This window comes from Streptomyces sp. NPDC059564, assembly GCF_042735575.1.
Lineage (GTDB): Bacteria > Actinomycetota > Actinomycetes > Streptomycetales > Streptomycetaceae > Streptomyces.
This window is the reverse complement of the sequence record NZ_JBHWBP010000122.1, coordinates 1-20,474: the sequence shown is the minus strand read 5'-3', so window position 1 is coordinate 20,474 and position 20,474 is coordinate 1. Positions and strand designations below refer to the sequence as shown.

General features: G+C 71.6%; 17 protein-coding genes and 2 pseudogenes. 13 read left to right on the top strand and 6 right to left on the bottom strand.

Annotated elements, in window-relative coordinates; translation table 11 throughout:
- From fusA to ACFV0Q_RS21175, 3 genes and pseudogenes are all read left to right on the top strand, one after another.
- A pseudogene (fusA, locus tag ACFV0Q_RS21185) lies at positions 1–784 on the top strand (elongation factor G); the annotation flags it as partial.
- A gap of 114 nt (positions 785–898) precedes the next feature.
- Positions 899–2,317 carry a S8 family peptidase gene (locus tag ACFV0Q_RS21180; protein WP_385007552.1) on the top strand — a complete coding sequence of 473 codons (1,419 nt, stop codon included), beginning with the start codon at positions 899–901 and terminating at the stop codon, positions 2,315–2,317.
- A 21-nt stretch (positions 2,318–2,338) separates the two neighbouring features.
- Positions 2,339–3,694 (top strand): serine-threonine protein kinase, encoded by a 1,356-nt coding sequence (locus ACFV0Q_RS21175; RefSeq protein ID WP_385007548.1) that lies wholly within the window; start codon positions 2,339–2,341, stop codon positions 3,692–3,694.
- A gap of 126 nt (positions 3,695–3,820) precedes the next feature.
- Here ACFV0Q_RS21175 and ACFV0Q_RS21170 read toward each other — a convergent pair whose 3' ends face one another.
- Positions 3,821–4,987 carry a CopD family protein gene (locus ACFV0Q_RS21170; protein ID WP_385007546.1) on the bottom strand — a complete coding sequence of 389 codons (1,167 nt, stop codon included), beginning with the start codon at positions 4,985–4,987 and terminating at the stop codon, positions 3,821–3,823.
- 215 nt (positions 4,988–5,202) lie between these two features.
- Between ACFV0Q_RS21170 and ACFV0Q_RS21165 the strand changes: the two genes are divergently transcribed.
- The 5 genes from ACFV0Q_RS21165 to ACFV0Q_RS21145 all read left to right on the top strand — a co-directional run bounded on the left by ACFV0Q_RS21165 (position 5,203) and on the right by ACFV0Q_RS21145 (position 11,725).
- Entirely contained in the window at positions 5,203–8,742 is a 3,540-nt protein-coding gene (locus ACFV0Q_RS21165) for a protein kinase (RefSeq protein ID WP_385007544.1), read from the top strand.
- 57 nt (positions 8,743–8,799) lie between these two features.
- Positions 8,800–9,384 (top strand): TetR/AcrR family transcriptional regulator, encoded by a 585-nt coding sequence (locus tag ACFV0Q_RS21160; RefSeq protein ID WP_385007542.1) that lies wholly within the window; start codon positions 8,800–8,802, stop codon positions 9,382–9,384.
- Between the two features lie 84 nt (positions 9,385–9,468).
- A complete protein-coding gene (locus ACFV0Q_RS21155) occupies positions 9,469–10,449 on the top strand; it encodes a zinc-binding dehydrogenase (RefSeq protein ID WP_385007540.1) in 981 nt (326 codons plus the stop codon).
- Between the two features lie 169 nt (positions 10,450–10,618).
- Positions 10,619–11,191, top strand: a complete 573-nt coding sequence (locus ACFV0Q_RS21150; RefSeq protein ID WP_385007538.1) for a dihydrofolate reductase family protein — start codon at positions 10,619–10,621, stop codon at positions 11,189–11,191.
- Between the two features lie 321 nt (positions 11,192–11,512).
- Entirely contained in the window at positions 11,513–11,725 is a 213-nt protein-coding gene (locus tag ACFV0Q_RS21145; protein WP_385007536.1) for a hypothetical protein, read from the top strand.
- A 210-nt stretch (positions 11,726–11,935) separates the two neighbouring features.
- On the opposite strand, the gene ACFV0Q_RS21140 is transcribed toward ACFV0Q_RS21145, so the two are convergent.
- From ACFV0Q_RS21140 to ACFV0Q_RS21125, 4 genes are all read right to left on the bottom strand, one after another.
- Complete coding sequence (locus ACFV0Q_RS21140) at positions 11,936–14,695, bottom strand: LuxR C-terminal-related transcriptional regulator (protein ID WP_385007534.1); 2,760 nt, start codon at positions 14,693–14,695, stop codon at positions 11,936–11,938.
- A gap of 355 nt (positions 14,696–15,050) precedes the next feature.
- Entirely contained in the window at positions 15,051–15,887 is an 837-nt protein-coding gene (locus ACFV0Q_RS21135; RefSeq protein ID WP_385007532.1) for an undecaprenyl-diphosphate phosphatase, read from the bottom strand.
- On the bottom strand, positions 15,884–16,315 hold the full coding sequence (locus tag ACFV0Q_RS21130; protein WP_385007530.1) for a phosphatase PAP2 family protein: 432 nt from the start codon (positions 16,313–16,315) through the stop codon (positions 15,884–15,886). Before ACFV0Q_RS21130 ends, ACFV0Q_RS21135 begins: the two co-directional genes overlap by 4 nt.
- On the bottom strand, positions 16,312–16,980 hold the full coding sequence (locus tag ACFV0Q_RS21125; RefSeq protein WP_385007528.1) for a DedA family protein: 669 nt from the start codon (positions 16,978–16,980) through the stop codon (positions 16,312–16,314). The genes ACFV0Q_RS21130 and ACFV0Q_RS21125 overlap by 4 nt, the downstream gene beginning before the upstream one ends.
- 110 nt (positions 16,981–17,090) lie before the next feature.
- Here ACFV0Q_RS21125 and ACFV0Q_RS21120 point away from each other — a divergent pair, with 110 nt between their 5' ends.
- From ACFV0Q_RS21120 to ACFV0Q_RS21105, 4 genes are all read left to right on the top strand, one after another.
- Positions 17,091–17,474, top strand: coding sequence for a BlaI/MecI/CopY family transcriptional regulator (locus tag ACFV0Q_RS21120; RefSeq protein WP_385007526.1), 384 nt, complete (start codon positions 17,091–17,093; stop codon positions 17,472–17,474).
- Between the two features lie 8 nt (positions 17,475–17,482).
- Positions 17,483–17,896 carry a hypothetical protein gene (locus ACFV0Q_RS21115; protein WP_385007524.1) on the top strand — a complete coding sequence of 138 codons (414 nt, stop codon included), beginning with the start codon at positions 17,483–17,485 and terminating at the stop codon, positions 17,894–17,896.
- A gap of 151 nt (positions 17,897–18,047) precedes the next feature.
- Complete coding sequence (locus tag ACFV0Q_RS21110) at positions 18,048–18,428, top strand: BlaI/MecI/CopY family transcriptional regulator (RefSeq protein ID WP_385007550.1); 381 nt, start codon at positions 18,048–18,050, stop codon at positions 18,426–18,428.
- Entirely contained in the window at positions 18,425–18,919 is a 495-nt protein-coding gene (locus tag ACFV0Q_RS21105; protein ID WP_385007522.1) for a hypothetical protein, read from the top strand. Before ACFV0Q_RS21110 ends, ACFV0Q_RS21105 begins: the two co-directional genes overlap by 4 nt.
- Here the strand turns inward: ACFV0Q_RS21105 and ACFV0Q_RS21100 are convergent.
- Positions 18,825–19,826 (bottom strand): helix-turn-helix domain-containing protein, encoded by a 1,002-nt coding sequence (locus ACFV0Q_RS21100; RefSeq protein WP_385007520.1) that lies wholly within the window; start codon positions 19,824–19,826, stop codon positions 18,825–18,827. The genes ACFV0Q_RS21105 and ACFV0Q_RS21100 overlap by 95 nt on opposite strands.
- A gap of 379 nt (positions 19,827–20,205) precedes the next feature.
- On the opposite strand from ACFV0Q_RS21100, the pseudogene ACFV0Q_RS21095 reads away from it, so the two are divergent.
- Positions 20,206–20,474, top strand: a pseudogene (locus tag ACFV0Q_RS21095) (hypothetical protein); the annotation flags it as partial.

Genomic DNA, 20,474 nt, shown 5'->3' with positions numbered 1-20,474 from the left:
GGAGGACCCCTCCTTCCGCGCCCACTTGGACGAAGAGAGCGGCCGGACCGTTCTCGGGGGTACGGGCGAGCTGCACCTCGAGGTGCTGGTCGACCGCATGAAGCGCGAGTTCAAGGTCGAGGCCGACATCGGCGAGCCGCAGGTCGCGTACCGCGAGACGATCTGCAAGCCCGTGGAGGGCCAGGAGTACACCGACAAGACGCAGCAGACCGGTGGTACCGGTCGGTTCGCCCGGGTGCAGATCACGATCGAGCCGATCGAGGGCGGCACCGTCCCGTACGAGTTCGTGAACGAGGTCGCCGACGGCCGCATCCCGAGGGAATACACCGAAGCGGTGGAGGCGGGTGTCCGGGAATCCATGAGGTCCGGCATCCTGGCCGGCTACGAGGTCACGGGTGTCCGGGTCATCCTTCGTGACGCTGATTTCCACGAGGGCGGCTCCTCCGGGCCCGCGTTCAAGAACGCCGGTTCACAGGCCTTCAAGGAGGCCGCGCGCAAGGCTTCGCCGGTGCTCCTGGAGCCGGTGATGGCCGTAGAGGTCACCACGCCCGCGGAGTACATGAACGACGTCATCGGCGACATCAACTCCCGCCGTGGCCAGATCCAGTCCATGGAGGAGCGTCCTGGCGTGCGCGTCGTGAGGGGCCTCGTGCCGCTGTCGGAGATGTTCGGCTACGTCGGAGACCTCCGCGGCAAGACCTCGGGGCCGGCCGGCTACTCGATGGAGTTCGACTCCTACGCCGAGGTTCCCCGGCACATCGCCGAGGCGGTCATCGCCAAGGCCGCGGAGGCTGAGGGTGGCGTCCAGGCGCCACGTCCGGTGACGGTCTCCCCTGAGCCGCTGCTCCATTCCGGCGTGATCGCCCTGCCGCTGCTCGAAGATGAGACGCGGCTGCGTATGGCCCGTGAGCCGGGGCCTGAAGCCCCGATTCCGCTCCTGTTGGAGCTCAATCGGGGATTCGAGTCAGGAGGCACCAACGGCGCTTGGGAACGTCTTCAAGAGGTTTGGCGGCAGATCGGCGGAGGCGCCCTCAAGCGCGTCAGCGAAGACTTCGCCACCGGCGAACTTTCCTTCGACAAGGTCAAGGAACTCGTGACGGATGATCAGAGTCCGGACACCGGAGCGAGCACCGCGCTGCACAGGGTCTGGCCGGACTTTCCCGTGCACCCGCTGATCAACGAGTCGGCCCACACCGTCAAGGCGGACACGGCGCGGCGCGCCTTCGACAGCTGCGGTGAGAAGATCGTCTGGGCGGTGATCGACTCTGGAATCTCGAAAGAGCATGCCCACTTTCAGGCCCACCCGGGCCTCCACGCAGAGACCCTGGGTGGCGAGGATGCCGAAGGCGGCAAGATCGAGGATCTGCATCATGACTTCACCGGCGGACAAAGTCCCTTGACGGATGAGAAGGGCCACGGCACGCACGTCGCGGGCATCATCGCGGGCGGCCTGCCGGCTGCCTTTGCGGACCGCGGAAAGCATTCCGCGCGCGTGTTCCGAGAGGCCACCGATGCGTCCGGTGAGCGAGGTCGGATGGTCGAGCAGAACGGCATCGATTCCTCCGGTCTCAGGGGAATGGCGCCTGCCGCCAAACTGGTCAGCCTGAAGGTGATCGAATCAGGGGCGGATGAAGAGGTGCGTGATGGTCGGTTGCTAGAGGCCATCCAATGGGTGCGCGACAGGAATGGCACAGGGGCCGGGTTCCGGATCCACGGTGTGAACATCAGCATCGGACACGACTTCCCGGCGAGGTGGTACGGGGCCGGCTACAGTCCGCTCTGCCAGGCGGTGGACATGCTCGTCCGCTCGGGCGTGGTGGTCGTCGTCGCCGCAGGGAATTCGGGCTACGGAATCCTGACACGCGCCGACGAGGAGACCACCCACACGGTCCTTCAGGCGACGATCAACGACCCCGGCAATACCGAACGCGCCATTACCGTCGGCTCGACGCACCGCACCATGCCGCACAGTTACGGAATCTCCTATTTTTCCTCCAAGGGGCCTACCGGGGACGGTCGCTACAAGCCGGACCTGGTGGCTCCCGGTGAGCGCATCGTGTCGTGTGCTACGGGCAAGAACCGGCCCGCAGGCTTGTCCGACTGTTGCCATGCCTATACCGAGGGGACCGGGACGAGCATGGCGGCCCCGCATGTTTCCGGAGCCATCGCGGCGTTCCTCTCATCGCAACGCGAGTTCATCGGAGATCCCGACCGGGTGAAGAAGATCTTCATGGAATCCGCGACACCGCTGGGGCGATCGCGGTATTTCGAAGGCGCGGGGCTGCTCGATCTCATGCGTGCCTTGCAATCCATCTGACCAGTCGGGAGTGAGACTGACATGCCCAATAACGATGCGATTCCCCGTTGGGAGTTCACTTTCGACAGTGAAGGCGACCCGGAAACCACTCAACTCGATGCCTTTCTGAAGGGCATCAAAAATGAAGCGATCACAGATCTCGTCATCTTCTCGCACGGCTGGAACAACAGCCCGAGCATGGCCAGCGACCTCTACGACCGTTTCTTCTCGCCGTTTCCCTCACTCCTGGAGAAACGCGGCTACACAGGCAAGGTCGGCTACGCGGGTGTCATCTGGCCGTCGATGCGCTGGACGGACGAGCCCATCCCCGACTTCACCGGGGAACCGGACGGAGCGTCTCCACCCGACCTGGACGATGCCGCCTCTTTCGAAGAGGCAGGGGTGACGCGAACGCTGCCACAAGGACTCGGGCAGGAGACGCAGGCCGCACTCGCCATGGCTTTCCCCGGCCGCACGGACACGATCGAGAAGCTGGCCGGACTCCTCGAGGAGCGGCCGGCGGAGAGCGCCCGACTCGACGAGTTCTTCGAGCTGGCGAAGTCGCTGGTCGAGGACGGAGGGGAAGGCCTGGACACAGGTGGGGAGGCAGGCCATCACCTGGAGATGCTGATGGACGCTCCAGATCGGGTCTTCGACGACTTCCGCTCCGCTCTGACGAGGGCGGGGGCGGAGTTCCCCGCCGACGACGACGCGGCTTCCTTCGACGGGTTGCGCGGACTGTGGAACGGCGCCCGGGAGATGTTGCGCCAGACCACCTACTACGAGATGAAGCGACGCTCCGGCCTGGTCGGCCGCCAGGGGCTGGGTCCGGTACTCGCCCAGATCCAGAGCGGCTTTCCCGACCTGCGAGTTCACCTGGTGGGACACAGTTTCGGCGGGCGGCTCGTGTCGTTCGCGCTCAAGGACCTGCCTGACCACGACTCCTGCGTGACATCGGTGACGCTCCTGCAAGCGGCGTTCTCGCACTTCGCGTTCGCCGAGAGGCTTCCGCACGACCCGGCGAACAGCGGCGCGTTGAGCGGCGCCCAGGACAAGGTCTCCGGCCCCATCGTCGCGTGCTTCTCGAAGCACGACGACGCGGTGGGGACGTTCTACCCGATGGCCTCCCGCCTGAAGGGCGACGACGCCTCGGGAGTGGAGCTCGTATCCCGATGGGGTGCGCTGGGCCATGACGGAATCCAGGGGATCGACGGAGTGTCCACCACGCCGATCGGAGCCGTTGCCGCGATGGACGGGTTCGCGTTCCCCCCGAAGGGCTACGCCAACGTGGACGCCGCGTCCGTGGTCTTCCGCGGGGGGCCGCCGAGCGGGGCACACAGCGACATATGCCACCCCGAACTGGCCTCTGTCGTACTGGCGGCCGGTCGATTCGTCTAGGTGGCGCGGCAGGGGCGGCCCGGGGGCGTACGCCCCCGCGCCGGTCGCGCATCAGGTGGGCGGCGCGCTCGGGGGTCCGGTGGAGTCCGTACCCGACCGGCTGCCCACGACCGGGCGTTCGCCGGGTCAGGCCGTGACCGAAGGCGTCCGGCGGGCCAGCGCGTCGGACGTCCGGACGGTGATGTACAGGGACGCCACGAGGGTCAGGACGAGGAAGGCGCCCGCCGCGAAGATGCTGCCGTTCGAGACGGCCGCCGGGCTTCCGGCCTCGGAGCGGGCGGAGCCGCCGAGGAAGGGGACCACGGCCAGGACGGCGATCCCGAGGGCGACCTCGCCCCAGACGACCTTCGGGAAGTGGCGCAGGGTCAGGTGCAGGAGCGAGGAGGTGTCGTCGTCCTCGCGGGCCTTGACGATGCGGGGCATCAGCCAGAACTGGTTGACGCCTCCGGCCACCACCATGCCGAGGACGAGGAGGATCTTGACGAGCACCAGGAGCCCGTAGGTGGTCGTCCACAGCTGGCTGATGGCGCCGACGTGCTTCCAGCTCAGCCACAGACCGGAGGTGAGCACCGTGCCGACGCAGACGAGGGCGACGAGGGAGAAGCGGCGCCAGATGTCCGCCCACAGCAGGCCCGCACCCTCACCGAGCAGGCGGCGGGAGGCGGCGAGTGCGGCGAGGAAGGCCAGACCGCCGACCCAGACCACTCCGCTGACGATGTGGAGCTGGCTGAAGACGAGGTCCAGGACCTTGTCCGCGTTCTTCGGCGTGGTGGCGGGTACCGCCGCGACGAGCGTCACGGCGAGGCTCAGGGGCAGGGCCGTCAGCGCGAGGGTGTTCAGGTGCCGCCGTGTCCGCGGCAGGAACAGGGCGATCAGCGCGGCGGAGGCGAGGACCAGCACGACGTTCTGGACCAGGTAGATCGTGCCCTGGGCGATCCAGGCCCCCTTGCCCGCCGGTGCGACGAGGAAGTCCCAGATCCGTGCGGGCGAGAGCGCGTCGCCGAACGGCATGCCCTTTCCGGCCCGGGCCAGGCGGGCGGCCAGCTGGAAGTAGCCGGCGACGAGCAGGACGACCCCGGCCCAGGCCAGGTAGCCCGCCGTTCTTCGTCTCATGACGTCCACGTCACCGCGATGGCTCTCCGGTGCGCGCAGCGCGGGGCGTACGGACGCGGCGTAGGTGACCGTGGCGCCGATGGCCCCGGACAGGCCGATGAAGTAGCCGGCCTTGGTGAGGACGCGCCAGGTCGGAGGCGTGGTGTAGCCGGCCGAGGCGGCCAGATGTATGAGCTGCATAAGGGAAGGCTAACCTAAATTACCGCACACGTGTCCACTCCGCCGCCGGTGTGAATCAAGCTTTGCCCGCCTGTGGGCGGCCGTCCGTGTTCCCGGTCCGGCGAACCACCTTGCGCGCAACGGCGTCTTATCCGCCTGATGGACCACGAGGTACGTTCGGCGATCCGGGAGGCTCCCTCTTGTCAGCACCGCTACTTCCCAGCGACCCTCGGCAGTTGGGCGCCTACTACCTCGACGGCCGCCTCGGCGCGGGCGGTCAGGGCGTGGTGTACGAGGGCTACGGCCCGGACGGCGAGCGGGTGGCCGTCAAGGCGCTGCACCGGGTGAGCGACAGGGACCGGGACATGCTCCGCAAGGAGGTCCAGGCCTGGCGTCGGGTGGCGCCCTTCTGTACGACCCGGATGCTCCACGACGACCTCGACGGGCCCGTCCCGTTCGTCGTCAGCGAGTACGTGGCCGGCTCGGACCTGCGGCGTACGGTCACCGCCGGCGAACCCTACGGCCCGGAGGAGCTGCGCCGCCTGGCGATCGGCGTGGCCACGGCGCTGGTGGCCATCCACCGGGCCGGAGTGGTGCACCGGGACCTCAAGCCCGAGAACATCCTCCTCGGCCCCGACGGACCGCGCGTGATCGATTTCGGCATCGCCCGGATCGTCGAGGGGACCGCCACCGCCGGCCTGCCCATGGGCACCCTCCGCTACATGCCGCCCGAGCGCTACCGGGGCGAGCACGGTGACGGCAAGGTCGACGTGTGGGGCTGGGGCGCCGTCGTCCTCTTCGCCGCGAGCGGCCGCCACGCCTTCGACGGCGAGAACGCGGCCGTGCTGGCGTACCAGGTCGCCACGCACGACCCCGACGCCTCGGGGCTGGAGGAACCGCTCCGTTCGCTGGTGTCGGCGGCGCTGTCCAAAGAGCCTTCGGGCAGGCCGACTTCGGAGCAGTTGCTGCTGTCCCTCGTCGGCCGCGCGGATCTCGCCGCCGTCGTGGAGGGGGTCGTCTCCGGAAACCCGCTCGACCCTGCCGACCCCTCCCGTGCGGAGGTGGCGGAGGCGGTGTTCGAAGCCCTGGGCACCGGCGCGCAGGAGGCCGTCTCCCGCGTGCTGCTGCGCCTGGTCGCCGCCGGTGAACGGGCCGAGGACACGCTCCGCTCGGCGCGCCGGGGCGACTTCTCCGACGGTCAGACCCCGGAGGAGGTACTGGAGCAGGTCCTGGACTCCTTCACCGAAGCCGGGCTGCTGGTCTGGGAGGACGGGGCCGCCACGCTGCCGAGCGCCGCCCTGATCCGGGCCTGGCCCCGGCTGCGCGACTGGGTGGAGGCCGAACGCCCCGGTCTGGCCGTCCACCAGCGGCTGTCCGGCGCGTCCCGGGTCTGGGACGAGCACGGCCGCAAGAACGGCGACCTGCTGCAGGGCACCTCTCTGGAGCACGCCCGGGACTGGGCGGCGACCGGCCGCCGCCTGCTCACGCTCAACCGCATCGAACGCGAGTTCCTGGACGCCGGGTCCGGGCTTGCCCGGCGCCGTGGCCGGCAGCGCGTGCTGCTCAGTGCTGTCCTGGCCGTCCTGCTGGTCATCACGGTCGGCGCCGGCGTCGTCGCGTTCGACCAGCGGCAGTCCGTCATCGCCGAGCGCCAGACCGTCGTCGGCCAGCGCGACCGCGCCACCTCCGCCCAGGTGGCGGGCGCCGCCCAGTCCCTACGCCGGACCGATCCCGAGCTGGCCCGGCGGATGGCGGTCGCCGCGGCAGGCCTCGCCGACACCCCCGAGTCCTGGTCGGCGCTGTTCGCCCTGCGCAACCAAGGGGAGGACGACGCGCTCCGGCTCCCGGGCTTCGTGGCGACGGCCTCGGACCTGGACGGTAACGGGCAGACCCTGGTGTCGGCCTCGGACACCAGCGTCGAGTTCTGGAACGTCCAGACCCGAGTGAGGAACGGTTCCTACACGGCGCCGGCCAGGGTCCACGCGGTCGACCTGTCCGACGACGGCAGGACGGCGGCCGTGAGCACCGACGACGGGTACACCCGCCTGGTCGACGCCGCCACCGGCCGCCCCCGCGACGCCCACGCCTATCCCACGGCCAAGCAGGCCGGCGGCTACTGGCCGACTACGGCGATCAGCCCGCGGGGCACCTACCTCATGGTCGATTCCCTGGACGAGAGCCTGAAGTCCACCCTGACAGCCTGGGACACCCGCACCGGGGACAAGAAGTACTCGACGAGCGCCACCGGACCGGTCTCCCTCCTGGGCGGTTCCTCCTTCTCACCGGACGAGGCGGTGCTCTCCCTGCCCGGCGGGGACAAGGGCCTTCCGTTCACCTGGTACGACCCGAGCACCATGAAGGAATTGCCCCTCCCCGAGGTCGACATCAAGGCCGGCGACACCCAGGGGCCGGTGGTGTTCAGCCCGGACGGGAAGTCCGCCGCTCTGAAGGTCAAGGGAGGCAAGATCCGGGTGTTCGGCCGCGTCAAGGGACGCACCGGCATCGAGCTCAAAGGCGCCGACGAGAACTCGGACTACCCGGTCCACTTCAGCCACGACGGCCGGTACCTCGTTCAGAACGCGGTCGTCTGGGAGAACTCGTACACGCAGACCCCGATCCTGCGCTACGAGACCACCCTGAGCGAGTGCTATCCCACGACCGCGCTGCGCTTCACTCCCGACGGCTCCACGCTGCGGTGCGTGGGAACCGACGGCATCGTCCGGTCGCTCGACGTCAGGGCCTTCGTCCAGCCTCCCGAGGGAACGGGGCAGTACTACCAGGGAGGGGCGGTGAGCTCCGACCGGCGCACTCTCGCGGTCATCGACGGTTCCGGAGTCGAGATCTGGTCGCCCCTGTCGCGGACCAAGCGCTCCACCGTGACGTCGGGCTCGAGCGGCAGCCCGCAGTACGTCCAGCTCAGCCGTGACGGGCAGCGGCTCGCCGTCCTTCGTGACACCAAGGCCGAGGTCTGGGACACGACGAAGGGGAAGGCCTCGATGCTCGGCAGCATGCCCGTCATCGAGCCGGACCGGACCGACAGGGCCACGATCGGATTCGCGTTCTCACCGGACGGCACCGTACTCGCCGTGCAGGTCGTCCTGAAGGACGAGACCAACATCCTCTCGTTCTGGGACCTGACCACCATGCACCTCATCCGCGAGGTGCGTGCCGGCCTCGGCGCCCCGCGCGGCGAAGCGACCGTCCTCTTCGACCCCGACGGCAAGTCCGTGATAGCCGCCCCCCACTTCGGCAGGGTCGCGTTCCCGTCGGGGGAGGTCCTCACCAAGGGCGCTCCGAACATGGACGTGGACTCCATCAGCGACGACGGCACGAAGCTCTACACCCACCCCCGCGGCGACCGGCCCTACGTACGGCTCTGGGATGCCCGCACGCTCCAGCCGGTGGGAGAGGATCTGCGTACCGGCCCTGTGTCCCCGCTCACCCTCGCGCAGGACAAGGGTGCCGCTGCCTCGCCCGACGGCCGGCTCTTCGCCACGGTGCACGAGTCCGAGCCCGGGTACCAGATCAAGCTGTGGGACAGCCGCACCCAAGCCCAGCTCGGCGTCCCGCTCATGGGACTGGTGGACGAGATCGTCGCGCTCGCGTTTGCCCCTGACGGCTCTTCACTGACCAGCATGGACAAGCACGGCAGGTTCTACACCCACACCATCGCCCCCGCACGACTGATCCAGGACCTCTGTGCCAGGTCGGGCGGTCTCACCGAAGAGCAATGGAAGGCCCACATCCCCGACGTTCCGTACCGGAAGACGTGCTGAGCTCACCGGACCCCGCCGGCCGTTGTTTTTGAATGGTCGCTCATGTATTTTTTCCTCATGCCCAGACCTCGAGAGTTCGAGCCCGATGCCGTCCTGAACGTGGCCATGCTGCGGTTCTGGGAGCGCGGGTACCGGGCGGTGTCCGTCGAGGAGCTGGTGAAGGCGACGGGAGTCAAGCCGGGCAGCCTCTACGGAGCCTTCCCGGGAGGGAAGCGGGCACTGTTCCTGAAGTCGCTGGAGCGTTACTCGAGGCTGGTCGTCCCCGAGAAGCTGGGCGAACTGGAGGCCTCGGGGGCCTCGGTGGCCGAGATCCGCGGTTACTTCGACGGGCTGGTGCGCGACCTGCTCAGCCCCGAGGGCCGGCAGGGCTGCCTGCTCGTCAACACGGCGATCGAGAACGCCGCCGAGGACGACGAAGCGGCGGCCGTCGTGCGCGGTCACCTGGCCAGGCTCGAACGGTGCATGACCCACGCGCTGGAGAACGCGGCGCGCGAGGGTCAGGTCCGCGGCTCACTGAACTGCGCCGGCAGCGCCAAGCTGCTGGTCGCCACCTGCCAGGGGCTGATGGTCGTCGGGAAGGCGAATCCCGACGGGACGCTCCTGCGCGCGATCGTCGACAACGCCTTCGCCGCCCTCGTCTGACGGCGAGGCGCACGGGCCACCGTACGCGGTGGCCCTTTTCTCCGCACCAATAGTTGAATGAGTGCTCAAGAATGGAGCCGGGACATGAAGGCCATCGTCATCTCCGCCCACGGCGGTCCCGAGGTTCTCACCCTCACCGAACTGCCCGACCCGGTGCCCGCCGACGGCGAAGTGCTGATCCGGGTCAAGGCGTTCGGGCTCAACCACGCCGAGGCGTACATGCGCGGCGGCGCCTGGGGAGAGGTCGCCGCCGTCCCCGGGATCGAGTGCGCCGGGGTGGTGGAGGCCGACCCGTCCGGGGAACTTCCGGTAGGGACAAGGGTGGTGGCGATCCTCGGCGGCATGGGGCGGACCCGCAACGGAAGTTACGCGGAGCTGGTGACCGTGCCGACGGCCAACGTGGTGGCCGTGAGCTCGTCGCTGGACTGGGCCGGCCTGGCGGCGGTTCCCGAGGTGTACGCGACGGCGTGGAGCGGCCTGTTCGGCAATCTGGACCTCCGGCCGGGTGAGACCGTCGTGGTGAGGGGGGCGACCTCCTCGCTCGGCCAGGCCGCCGTCAACCTGGCGGTCGACCACGGTGCGATCGTCCTCGCCACGACCCGGGACCCGCGGCGAGCGCCGCTGCTGAAGGAGCTCGGGGCCGCCGACGTGCTCATCGACGACGGCGCGCTCGCCGCCCAGGTCGCGGAGCGGGGGGTCGGCGTCGACGCGGTGTTCGACGTCGTCGGCAACGCCGTCCTGCGCGACTCGCTGGCCCTGGTCCGGCCGCGCGGCCGGGTGTGCCAGCTCGGCTTCCTGGGCGGATTCGAGCCGGTACGGGACTTCGACCCGATCGCGGACCTCCCCAGCGGAGTCCGGCTCAGCTTCTTCGGCAGCGCGTTCGTTCTGGGTACCCCCGCGTTCCCGCTCACCGACGTACCGTTGGACGAGATCTACGCCAAGGTCGAGGCCGGTGCCCTCCGGGCCCGCCCCACCCGGGTCTTCCGGTTCGACGAGATCGTCGAAGCCCACCGGGCCATGGAGGCGGGAGAGGCCCTCGGCAAGATGGTCGTCACCCTCGGCTGAACCCCCAGACCCTCAGACACCGCGTCTGGGATATTTCGGAGACGGCCGATGAGTTCCTCCGTGATCCACAGTCATAGATCACGGTTGGTGTGTGGCAGCCGCGAGCGTGGGCCGTTCGCGCACCGGCCGAATCGGCCGAGGACCGGACACGAGACACCGAGGAACCACGATGCGTACCCTGATCAGCACTGCCTTCATCTCCCTCGACGGCGTCGTGGAGGGCCCGGGCGGAGAGCCCGGTTACCGGAACTCCGGGTGGACCTTCAAGGACATCGACTTCCTCCCCGAGGCGTTCGACATCAAGGGCCGGGAGCAGAAGGAAGCCTCCGCGATGCTGTTGGGCCGGACCAGCTACGAGGCGTTCAGCGCGGTGTGGCCCGACATGGAGGACTTCGCCGACTACAAGGTGATGCCGAAGTACGTCGTCTCCACCAGCCTCACCGAGGACGACCTGGTCTCGAACTGGGGCGAGACCACGATCCTGCGCTCCCTCGACGACGTCGCCGCGCTGAAGCGGAGCGATGGCGGCCCGATCATCCTCCACGGCAGCGCCTCCCTGAACCAGAGCCTCTCGGACGCCGGCCTGATCGACCGCTACCACCTGCTCGTCTTCCCGCTCCTGCTCGGCGCGGGCAAGCGTCTGTTCAGCGTCACGGACAAGGACACCCAGAAGCTGAAGCTCGTCGAGCACGAGGCGTACGCGAACGGCCTGCAGAAGAGCGTCTTCGACGTCGTCCGCTGACCCGTGCGGTGGGGGCGGGGTGCAGGACCCCGCCCCGCCGGGGCGTGACAGGGTGTGGAGCTTGATGGAGCGGCCCTCGCGGGCCGGGGCTCGGTTCCGGGCCGGGGCCGGCAGTACGAAGCCCGCGCCCGCCGGCCCCATCCCGGAGACCGGCTTCACCGCGGTGCGGGTCCGCGTCACCCGGCCCTTGACGGGTCGGGGCAGGCATTCGGGTGGCGATGCGCCGTGTCGGGCCGTCGGCGTCTGCCGGGTTCGCCATCCTGGGCCGGGCGCGGCATCGCAGTGGCTGCCGCCCCTCCCCACGGCGAGAAGGAGCACGATATGCCGACGGACGCGGTCGGACGTTTCCTCGCGGCTTTGGACCCGCAACGCCGGGAGGACGTCGCCGGCAGGGCGCGCGAGGAGCAGCAGCGACTCGCGGCCGCTTGGGAGCAGGAGCTGGAGTCGGACGACGAACTCGACACCCTCGACGAACTCTCTCCGCCTGCGGCCGAGGCCGAAGCGGCCCGTCGCGTCATGGACCGCGAACCCTGACCCGGCCACGTCCCGGATCGGGGCGGGCGGGTGCGGGGCGGGAACCGCCCGGATTCCCCCTGGAATCCGGGCGGTGCGGCGGGGTTGGGAGGGGGGCCCTGCCCGACGCGGTTCCCACGATGCCTGGTGGGTGTGCGGCTCGGCATCGTGGAAGACCACGAACACTGCGGACGTACCGCCGCGGCGGCGGCCCCGGTCGGGCAGGCGTGGTCAGGCCCGGGTCGCGGGGAAGCCGGCCGGGTCCACCTGGCCCAGGTGGGCCGCGAGTTGGGTGCGGCGGGCCACGCCGAGCTTGCGGTAGGCGTTGGTGAGGTGGGTCTCCACGGTGCGGCGGGCCAGGTGGAGTTCCGCGCCGATCTCGGCGTTCGTCCGTCCCCGGACGGCCAGTTCGGTGACCCGCCGCTCCGCCCGGGTGAGCGCGGCACTGCCGGCCGTGGCCCGCTGGGTCCGGCGGATGCCCCCGGCCTGCAGGGCCTCCTCGGCGACCCGGACCAGGCGCCCGGTGACCCGCCCCGCGCCGGCGGTGGCCGCGGGCTCCGGCCGTCCGGCGGGGCCGGGGGCCAGCAGCCGCTGTGCCAGGGAAAGGGCCTCGCACAGGTCGTCGCGGCCCTTGCGACCGCTCCCCGCGTCGATACGGGCGCGGCCGAGGTCGATCAGGGCTTCGACGAGTTCCACGGGTGCCGCCGCGGTCCTCAGCACGGCCACGGCCTCGGCGAGTGTCTTCAGCCCCCGGAGGCCGCCCACGGCCGCGGCGCGGGCCCGCAGCGCCCGGCCGACCGTGCGGGGTGTTCCCCAGGTCCGTGCGTGGCGCAGCTCTTCCTCGGCGAGGTCCATGGCCCTCGCCGGTTCGCCGAGCCTGACCAGGACCATGGCCGCGCCGGACCGCCAGGGGGTGGCCACGGGGCTGACGAAGTCGCGGGCGTCCTGTCCGGCGCCGCAGGACAGGTAGTCGTCGAGAGCGGCCTGCCAACGGCCTTCGGCCGTGTGCAGAAGGGCCCGGGCGTAGCGCAGTTCGTTCCATTCCCAGGAGCTGTCGGCGCCGTCCTCGTCGAGGGTGGCCAGCAGCCGCCAGGCGTGGTCCCGGTGGCCGAGCTCGTACTGTGCGAGGGCCACCATCGACACCAGGTGGGGCATGCGTACCCCCTGCCCGGTGCACGCGGCGAGGAGCGGAGTGTTCTCGGATACGACCCGGCGGAAGTCACCGACCCACAGGGCCGCCTCGGCCCGCACGCTGAGCAGGCACTGCCGTCCGACGTCGGTCAGGTCCGGGAGGGCGGGCGGCGCGGGGAGGTGTTCCTCCGCCAGGGCCCGGGCCTCGTCCAGGCGGTCGGCCCATTGCAGCAGGGTGGCCGCGGATCCCAGCCAGCCGGTGCGGAGCCTGGGGTCCACGGGTGCCGCCAGCCGGGGCAGCACCCGCGAGAGGACCTCGGCCGCCGACAACGTGCCGTTCCCGGCCTCGTATTCGGTGACGAGTCCGCAGGCGAGCGGTTCGACGGTGGCGGGGGCCGTCGCCGCCAGGTCGCGCATGTGGGCGACGGCATTGCGCCACGCGGCCGCGTCGTGGGAGGCGATGAGGGCGGCGGTGGACTGCAGCACACGGACGAGTTCGCCGTCGTCCATGGCGCTGCCCACCTCGCGCATCATGCGCAGGGCGGTGTCCGCGCGGCCCCGGGCGACGAGGGCCGCGCCGAGGGCGGGCGCGACGGCGGCGCGTTCGTGGTGACCGGCATCGAGCTCCAGAGCCCCGCGCAGCCTGCGGATCGCGGCGTCGGCGCTGTGCGGCAGCTCCAGGGCCCCGAGCCGCAGGACGAGTGCGGCCCGGCGGCCGGGAGCGAGCGGGCCGGTGAGGGCGTGGCGGAGGAGGACGGTGGCCTCGTCGGCCCGGCCGCCGCGCACGGCCTCCTCGGCGGCGTCCTCCAGGGACTGCGTCATCCACTCCTCGTCGGGCCGGTCGACACGGATCAGGTGAGCGGCGACGCCCGTCGCGGGTGCGCCGCGCTCGTCGAGCGAGCGGGCGACGCGGCGGCGCAGTGCGTCCAGTTCGGCCGGATCGGCTGCCGCGAGGGCGGCTTCGCGTCCCAGCGGATGGGAAAGGAGACGACCGAGGCGGGAGGTGTCCGGCAGCGCGGCACGGCCTTCCGGGCCGAGGCCGGCGGCCTCGTGCAGCAGGGCTTCGTCCAGCGCCGCGGAGCCGTCCGCGGCGACGGCGAGCGTGAGGGTCAGGCGGCGCGACCGGGCGTCGGCCCGGCCCCGTATCCAGTGGGCGATCGAGTCGCGATAGTGGCTCCCCGCCAGATCGGACAGACGGCGGGGCGGCGGCCCTTCGCGGAGGTCGGAGAGGAGGGCGCGCACCAGTGCCGGACTGCCGGCGCACGCCTGGACGCACAGTGCGGCCCGGTCGGCGTCGTGTCCGAGGGAGCGGACGAGACGGGTGACGGCGTCCGGGCCGAGCGGGCGGAGCGGTACGGAGGTGCCCGTCGTCCCGGGCAGCGCGGTGGCGCCCTTCTCCTGGCACTCGGTGAGGACCAGCAGTACGGGCAGGGTGGCCAGCCGGCGGGCCAGGTAGCCGATCCAGCGGCGTGATGCCGCGTCGGCGTCGTGCAGGTCGTCGACGGCCAGGAGCACGGGCTGCCGGTGGGCGGTGCGGGCGAGGTCGGTCACGAGCCGGTGGAAGGTCCGCTGTTCCTCGCCGACCGGTGGGTCCGCGAAGGGGATGTACCCGGCCTCGGGGAAGAGCTGCCGTACGAGGGCGAAGGGGAAGGCCGATTCCTCCGGTGCGCAGCGCGCGTACAGGACGCGCATGCCGCCGTCCGCGGCCTCCCGCCGCACCACCTCGTCCAGCAGGGCGGTACGGCCCATGCCCGTCGCCGCGGCCAGCCCCAGCCAACGGCCGTTGCCGGACCGTGCGGCCGCTCCGGCACCCGCGGCCGCTCCGAACGCTTCCTCCCGTTCGAGAAGCGCTTCCCCCACGATCGTCCCCATCAAGCCCGGCATCTCCCGAATCACGCAGTTGGTCCGACTGGTCTGACTGGTCTGACCTGTCTGATGGACACGTGACGCCATCGGTTCCCCGTACACGTGCCGCGGTGGGACGGGACGCGTTCCCTGGTGCCGCCGGCCCGTCCTGTCCAGCGATCTTCGCAGGTCGGACGGGCCGACTCGGCCACAGGCAGGCGCTACCAGCCGACGTGGAGCCGGGCCCGCCGGCGCAGGATGAGGTTGGCCGGGCGGGGAGCGGGCGCCGAGGTGAGGAGGGTGAGGCCGGGCAGGACGTGGGTGAGTGCCGTCAGGGCCTGGTGGGCGACGAGGCCGGCGCACAGGGTGGTCAGGCGTGCAGGATGCCGGTGCCCAGCAGGCCGAAGAGGAGTACGCCGATGACGATCCGGTAGATGACGAAGGCGTTGAAGGAGTGCTTGGCGACGTACTTCAGGAGCCAGGAGATGGAGGCGTAGGCGACGGCGAAGGACACGGCGGTGCCGATGACCAGCGGGAGGGTGTCGATGCCGGCGCCGACGGCGTCCTTGAGCTCGTACAGGCCCGCGCCGGTCAGGGCGGGGATGCCGAGGTAGAAGGACAGGCGGGTCGCGGCGACCCGCTCCAGGTCGAGGATGAGGCCGGTGGACATGGTGGCGCCGGACCGGGAGAACCCGGGGAAGAGCAGGGCGAGGATCTGCGAGGAGCCGACCAGCATGGCGTCCTTGAGGGAGGTGTCGTCCTCGCCGCGCTTGTGGCGGCCCATCTGGTCGGCCGCCCACATCAGGCCGCTGCCGACGATCAGCGATCCGGCCACCACCCACAGGGAGGCCAGCGGCCCCTCGATCAGCGGCTTCGCCGCGAGCCCCACGACCACGATCGGGATGGTGGCGTAGATGACCCACCAGGCGAACTTGTAGTCGTGGTGGTAGCGCTCCTCACGGTTGGCCAGCCCACGGCCCCACGCGGAGACGATGCGCACGATGTCCTTGAAGAAGTAGACGAGGACCGCCGCGATCGCGCCGACCTGGATGACGGCCGTGAAGGCGACGACGGACTTGTCGCCGACCGGGATGCCCATCAGCCCTTCGGTGATCTTGAGGTGGCCGGTGGAGGAGACCGGCAGGAACTCCGTCACCCCTTCCACCACGCCCAGGACCACGGCCTGTCCCACACTGATCGCGCTCACGTGTCTTCACCTTCGTTCGATGGGACGGCGCCGGCCTTCCGGCGCCGGAGGAGAACCAGGAACATCCCGAGCAGCCCGGCCCATACGGCGGCCAGCGGCCATCCCGCCAGGACGTCGGTGGGCCAGTGCATGCCGAGGTGGACGCGGCTGACGCCCACGGCCGCGGCCCACAGCGCGGGCGCGGTCCGGGGCCGGGCGAGCCACGACGCCAGGGCGATGCGCGGCAGTTGTACGGACACCAGCGCCAGGGACCCCGCCAGCGCCCCGCGCCACGGGTGGGTCCTGAAGGCCATGACTCCGGCGAGGGCCGCCGGCAGCACCGGGCACACCAGCACCGGCAGCAGCACCGGCACGGCGGGCCGCCACCACCGCGTGCCCGCGGTGCGGGGCGCGGCGGCGGCCGTCAGCGTGCGACCGGGGAGGCTCAAGGCGCGCTTCCGTCGGGGGCGCGGGGCTTGCGCCGACGGATCACCTCGACGGCGAGCGGGGCGAGGGAGACGAGGACGACGAGAGCCACGATCGGCAGGAGGTAGCGGTCGACGTCGGGCACGGAGGAGCCGAGGGCGTACCCGGCGAGGACGAGACCGACGGTCCAGAGCAGTCCGCCCACGATCTGCCAGAGGGCGAAGACACCGGCGGGCACGTTGAGCGCTCCGGCCAGCGGGTTGAGGACCGTGCGCACGACCGGTACGAAGCGGGCCAGCACGATGGCCTTGGCGTGGCCGTACCGCTGGAGGAGCTCCTCGGCGCGCTCGGCCCCCTCGTGGAGCTTGCGGCCGCGGCTTCTGGCGAGCAGGGCCCGGCCGCCGCGGCGGCCGATCGCGTAGCCGACCTGTGCCCCCAGGAGCGCGCCGACGACGGCGAAGGCCAGGACCTGGGGCAGGGAGAGGTGGACGGGGCGGTCTCCACCCGGCACGCAGAGCAGGCCCGCGGTGAACAGGAGGGAGTCGCCGGGCAGGAAGAAGCCGACCAGGAGACCGGTCTCGGCGAAGAGGACGACGGCGATGCCGAGTGCGCCGAACGCGGACAGCAAGGACCCGGCGTCGAGCAGGTTCACGGCCTGTGGCACTGCCGTATGGGCGGATAGGACCATGGTGGGCGGCTCCCCTGGGGTGAGTGGACCGGGTCGCGACAGCGTCATCGACTACAGTTCTGTAGACGGTCTACGACACTGTAGACGATCGTGGTGGTGAGGAGATTCCCATGGGGGACGCGAACGGGGAGCGGCGGCCCGCCGGTGAGCTGGGGGCGAGCGTCCTGGCGGCGCTGTGGGCGGCGGGCGCTCCGCTGACGCCGGGGCAGGTCCAGGAGGCGCTCGGCTCCTCCCACGCCCGTACGACGGTGACGACCATCCTGTCCCGCCTCTACGAGAAGGGCGTGGTCACCCGCACCCGGTCCGGCCGCGGGTTCGCCTACCTGCCGACCGAGGACGCGTCGGGGCTGACCGCGCGCCGCATGCACGCCGAACTGGCCAAGACCGAGGACCGCGGTACGGTGCTGAGCCGTTTCGTCTCCCAGCTGAGAGACGAGGACGAGGCCCTGCTGCGCGGCCTGCTGGAGGCGGACGGCGCGGGGGGTGCCGGATGATCGGGCTGTTGACGCTGCCGCTCCTGCTGCCCTTCCTGGCGGGCCCGGCGTGCCGCGTGCTGGTCGCGAGCCTCCCGCCGGGGCGGGCCGCCTGGCTGCCGGCCGGTTCGGCCGCATCGTCGTCACCTCGGGGATGCTGCGCGCCCTGTCCGCGGAGGAACGCCGCCGCTCTGGCCGCCCGTACGTCCCCTGCCCGGTGCCGGCCCGGGTTCGCGCTGGCCGCCACGACGGGCCCGGTGCCCCTGCGGGTCGCGGCCCTGCTCGGCCGGCCCGCCGGTACGCGTACCCGTAGTGCCCACCGTCGCCTGGCCGCCGTCACTCTGCCGGCCTGCCTGGCCGTGTCGGCCGGTGCGTCCCTCCAGGCGGCCGACGACCTGCACACCGGCATCGAGAGGGCGCAGGGCGAGATCGCCGGGAAATGAAGAGGAGCGAATCGGTCACGTCGGCCGCGCCCGGCCACCTCCGGCGGCGCCGCCCGGGGGTGGAGACATGCCCCCGTACAGTTACATAGGGCAAACCTATTTATCGATGTCCGGGCGCGTCGGCCCGGGGCGGCGGCAGGGCGGTAGCGGGATGGTGGAGGACGGCGGGGACGCCAGGCGTCCGCACGGGGAACTCGTCGCGGACGTGCTGGCGGTCCTGTGGGCGGCCGAGGGTTCTTTGACGCCGCAGCAGATCAACGCCGCGCTCGGCCGGGACCTGGCGAGGACGACGGTGACGACGATCCTGACCCGCCTGTACGAGAAGGGCACGGTCGTACGGACCCGCGAGGGCAGGGGCTTCTCCTACGCCGCGGCGGACGACGCAGCCGGGCTGGCGGCCGGGCGCATGCGCCGGGAGCTGGACCGGGGGCCGCAGCGTGACCTGGTGCTGAAACGATTCGTGTCCTCGCTGTCCGGAGACGACGAGGAAGCGTTGCGGCGCCTGCTCCTGGAGTCCGAGGCGGGCGAATGACCCTGGTCCTGGTCCTCGCGCTGGTCATGCTGACCCTGGTGCTTCCGTGGGGCGCGGCGCCGGCCACCCGCCGGCTGGCCGCGCTCCTGCCGCCGGCGGAAGCCTGCGCGGCGCTGACCGGGGCCGCCGTGTTGCTGGCCGGCGGTACCGTGGCGGCGCTCATCGGCCTGTTCCAGGTGCCGTTCGTCGCCTCGCTGGAAGACCTTCCGCTGTCACGGGCGGCTGCCGCATGGCCGGCCGCCGTGCCGGCCGCCGCCGTCGCCGGGGCGGTGCTGGCCTTCCAGGCGGTGCTGGTGGTCCGCCGCTGGTACGAGCGCCGCTCGTTGCTCGCGCACACCTGGGCCTCCACCCGCGACGCGGTGTCCGACGGAGACCAGCCGTTCGCGTACCCAGCCGTCAGCGGGTTCCCGCGGTCACGGCGAGCGGGGGCAGGTGCGTGCGGCGGTGCTCGCCCGGGGTCAGGCCGTAGGCGGCGCGGAAGGCTCGGCTGAAGCCCGCCGCGTCGGGGAAGCCCCAGCGTCTGCCCACCTCGTGCACGGGCAGCGCGGCGAGCAGCGGGTCCGCCAGGTCGGCCGAGCAGCGTTCCAGCCGGCGTCGGCGGATCGTCTGCGATACCGACTCCTTCCGGTCCGCGAAGAGCCGGTGCAGGAGCCGCACCGAGATGTGGTGGCGGGCCGCGATCCCCGGCGGCGAGAGCTCGGGGTCGGAGAGGTGGTCCTCGATGAACAGATCGAGCCGCTTGACCAGCAACTGGTGCCGGGTGTGCGGCGGCAGCCGGTCCGTGGCGTCGACGTGGTGGGCGAGGAACGCCGTCGCCAGGTCCCACGTCATGAGGCCGAGGCGCTCCTCGTCCACGGAGGTGAGGGACTCCGCTTCCAGGACGACGGACGCGAGGTGCCGGGCGAAGACCGCCGCGACCCCGGTCCTGGAGGGCAGACCCTGCGCGAGGAGCCGGTCGACCCTGGCCTCGGGCAGGGGGAGGAAGGACCGGGGCAGATGGAGGACCAGGGCGCGGGCCGGACCGGTGTGCGGCCCGCCCCCGGCCTGGCTGTCGTAGGGGAGCGATGAACTCCACAGGCTGAAGTCCCCCGGCCGCAGGAGGGTTTCCCGCCGGGACTGGGACATTCCCATGGTCCCGCCGAGCAGGAGCGTGAGTTCGTACGTCTCCGGGTCCGCCCGGCGGATCAGACGGGCCGTGCGCCGCGAGCGCAGGCCGGTGTAGGAGAGGGTGGCGATCCGCGCGGCCCCCAGCGACAGCACCTCCATGCTCCCGGCGAAGCCGGCCCGGTCCTCGCTCGTGACCTGGGTGGCCCCGGCCCCCTGGCTGACGGTCTCCCGCCACCATGCGAAGCGGTCCTCGGGCGGCAGGTCCGCCGTGTCGTAGACGGTCAGTCCCATGGATCCCCCCCCGGGCCTTCCCTCCCCCGATGCGGAGGGTCCTCAATCCTGCGGAGGGCATCGGCGGCCGTCCACGCCGCGCCGCGCGGCGCGGCCTGATCCGGATCGTCCCGGCGGAGGCAGGCGGAAGGGGCGTTCGGGGCGGACGGGCGTCGGCAGGTGCCGCACGGGCCACCGGAGCGGAAGGCGGCGAAGGCCGCCCGGGATCCGGCCCCGCTGCACCGGATCCGGCGCGATCTCGCCGACGGCGGGACCGCTCCGCGTGCGCCGAGAACCAATGACGTGTGCACCGTGCGCCAACGACCGCGACCGGTGCGCGGCCGCAGACTTCGTGTGTCGCGAAGGCGGCGGACCACGGGACGGACCGGGGGTGGGGCAGATGTCCAGCGAGGGGGACGCGGTCGGAGGGCCGCCGGAACCGGGGGGAACCCCGGACGGGCCGCGAGGACCGCGCGAACGCCGGACACCGGGGCCGCACGGGGGAGGCCTCCGCCACCGGCGGCGGATCCTGCTCGCGCTCGCGGTCCTGGGCGTCACGGGCCTCGTCGGAGCGGGCGCCGCCGCCGCGGGGAGCGGCGGCGCGGAACCGGTGCACGCCGAGGCCCGCCGGCCCGCGTCACCCACGGGGGAGGCGCTGCGCGAGGTCAC

What these genes read in the sequence shown, in the direction of transcription:
- ACFV0Q_RS21120 (WP_385007526.1), top strand. Translation starts at nt 17,091, where the DNA reads ATGGGGGACGCGAACGGGGAGCGGCGGCCCGCCGGTGAGCTGGGGGCG.
- ACFV0Q_RS21145 (WP_385007536.1), top strand. Translation starts at nt 11,513, where the DNA reads ATGCCGACGGACGCGGTCGGACGTTTCCTCGCGGCTTTGGACCCGCAA.
- ACFV0Q_RS21100 (WP_385007520.1), bottom strand. Translation starts at nt 19,826, where the DNA reads ATGGGACTGACCGTCTACGACACGGCGGACCTGCCGCCCGAGGACCGC.
- ACFV0Q_RS21175 (WP_385007548.1), top strand. Translation starts at nt 2,339, where the DNA reads ATGCCCAATAACGATGCGATTCCCCGTTGGGAGTTCACTTTCGACAGT.
- ACFV0Q_RS21105 (WP_385007522.1), top strand. Translation starts at nt 18,425, where the DNA reads ATGACCCTGGTCCTGGTCCTCGCGCTGGTCATGCTGACCCTGGTGCTT.
- ACFV0Q_RS21155 (WP_385007540.1), top strand. Translation starts at nt 9,469, where the DNA reads ATGAAGGCCATCGTCATCTCCGCCCACGGCGGTCCCGAGGTTCTCACC.
- ACFV0Q_RS21125 (WP_385007528.1), bottom strand. Translation starts at nt 16,980, where the DNA reads ATGGTCCTATCCGCCCATACGGCAGTGCCACAGGCCGTGAACCTGCTC.
- ACFV0Q_RS21160 (WP_385007542.1), top strand. Translation starts at nt 8,800, where the DNA reads ATGCCCAGACCTCGAGAGTTCGAGCCCGATGCCGTCCTGAACGTGGCC.
- ACFV0Q_RS21150 (WP_385007538.1), top strand. Translation starts at nt 10,619, where the DNA reads ATGCGTACCCTGATCAGCACTGCCTTCATCTCCCTCGACGGCGTCGTG.
- ACFV0Q_RS21180 (WP_385007552.1), top strand. Translation starts at nt 899, where the DNA reads ATGGCCCGTGAGCCGGGGCCTGAAGCCCCGATTCCGCTCCTGTTGGAG.
- ACFV0Q_RS21170 (WP_385007546.1), bottom strand. Translation starts at nt 4,987, where the DNA reads ATGCAGCTCATACATCTGGCCGCCTCGGCCGGCTACACCACGCCTCCG.
- ACFV0Q_RS21110 (WP_385007550.1), top strand. Translation starts at nt 18,048, where the DNA reads ATGGTGGAGGACGGCGGGGACGCCAGGCGTCCGCACGGGGAACTCGTC.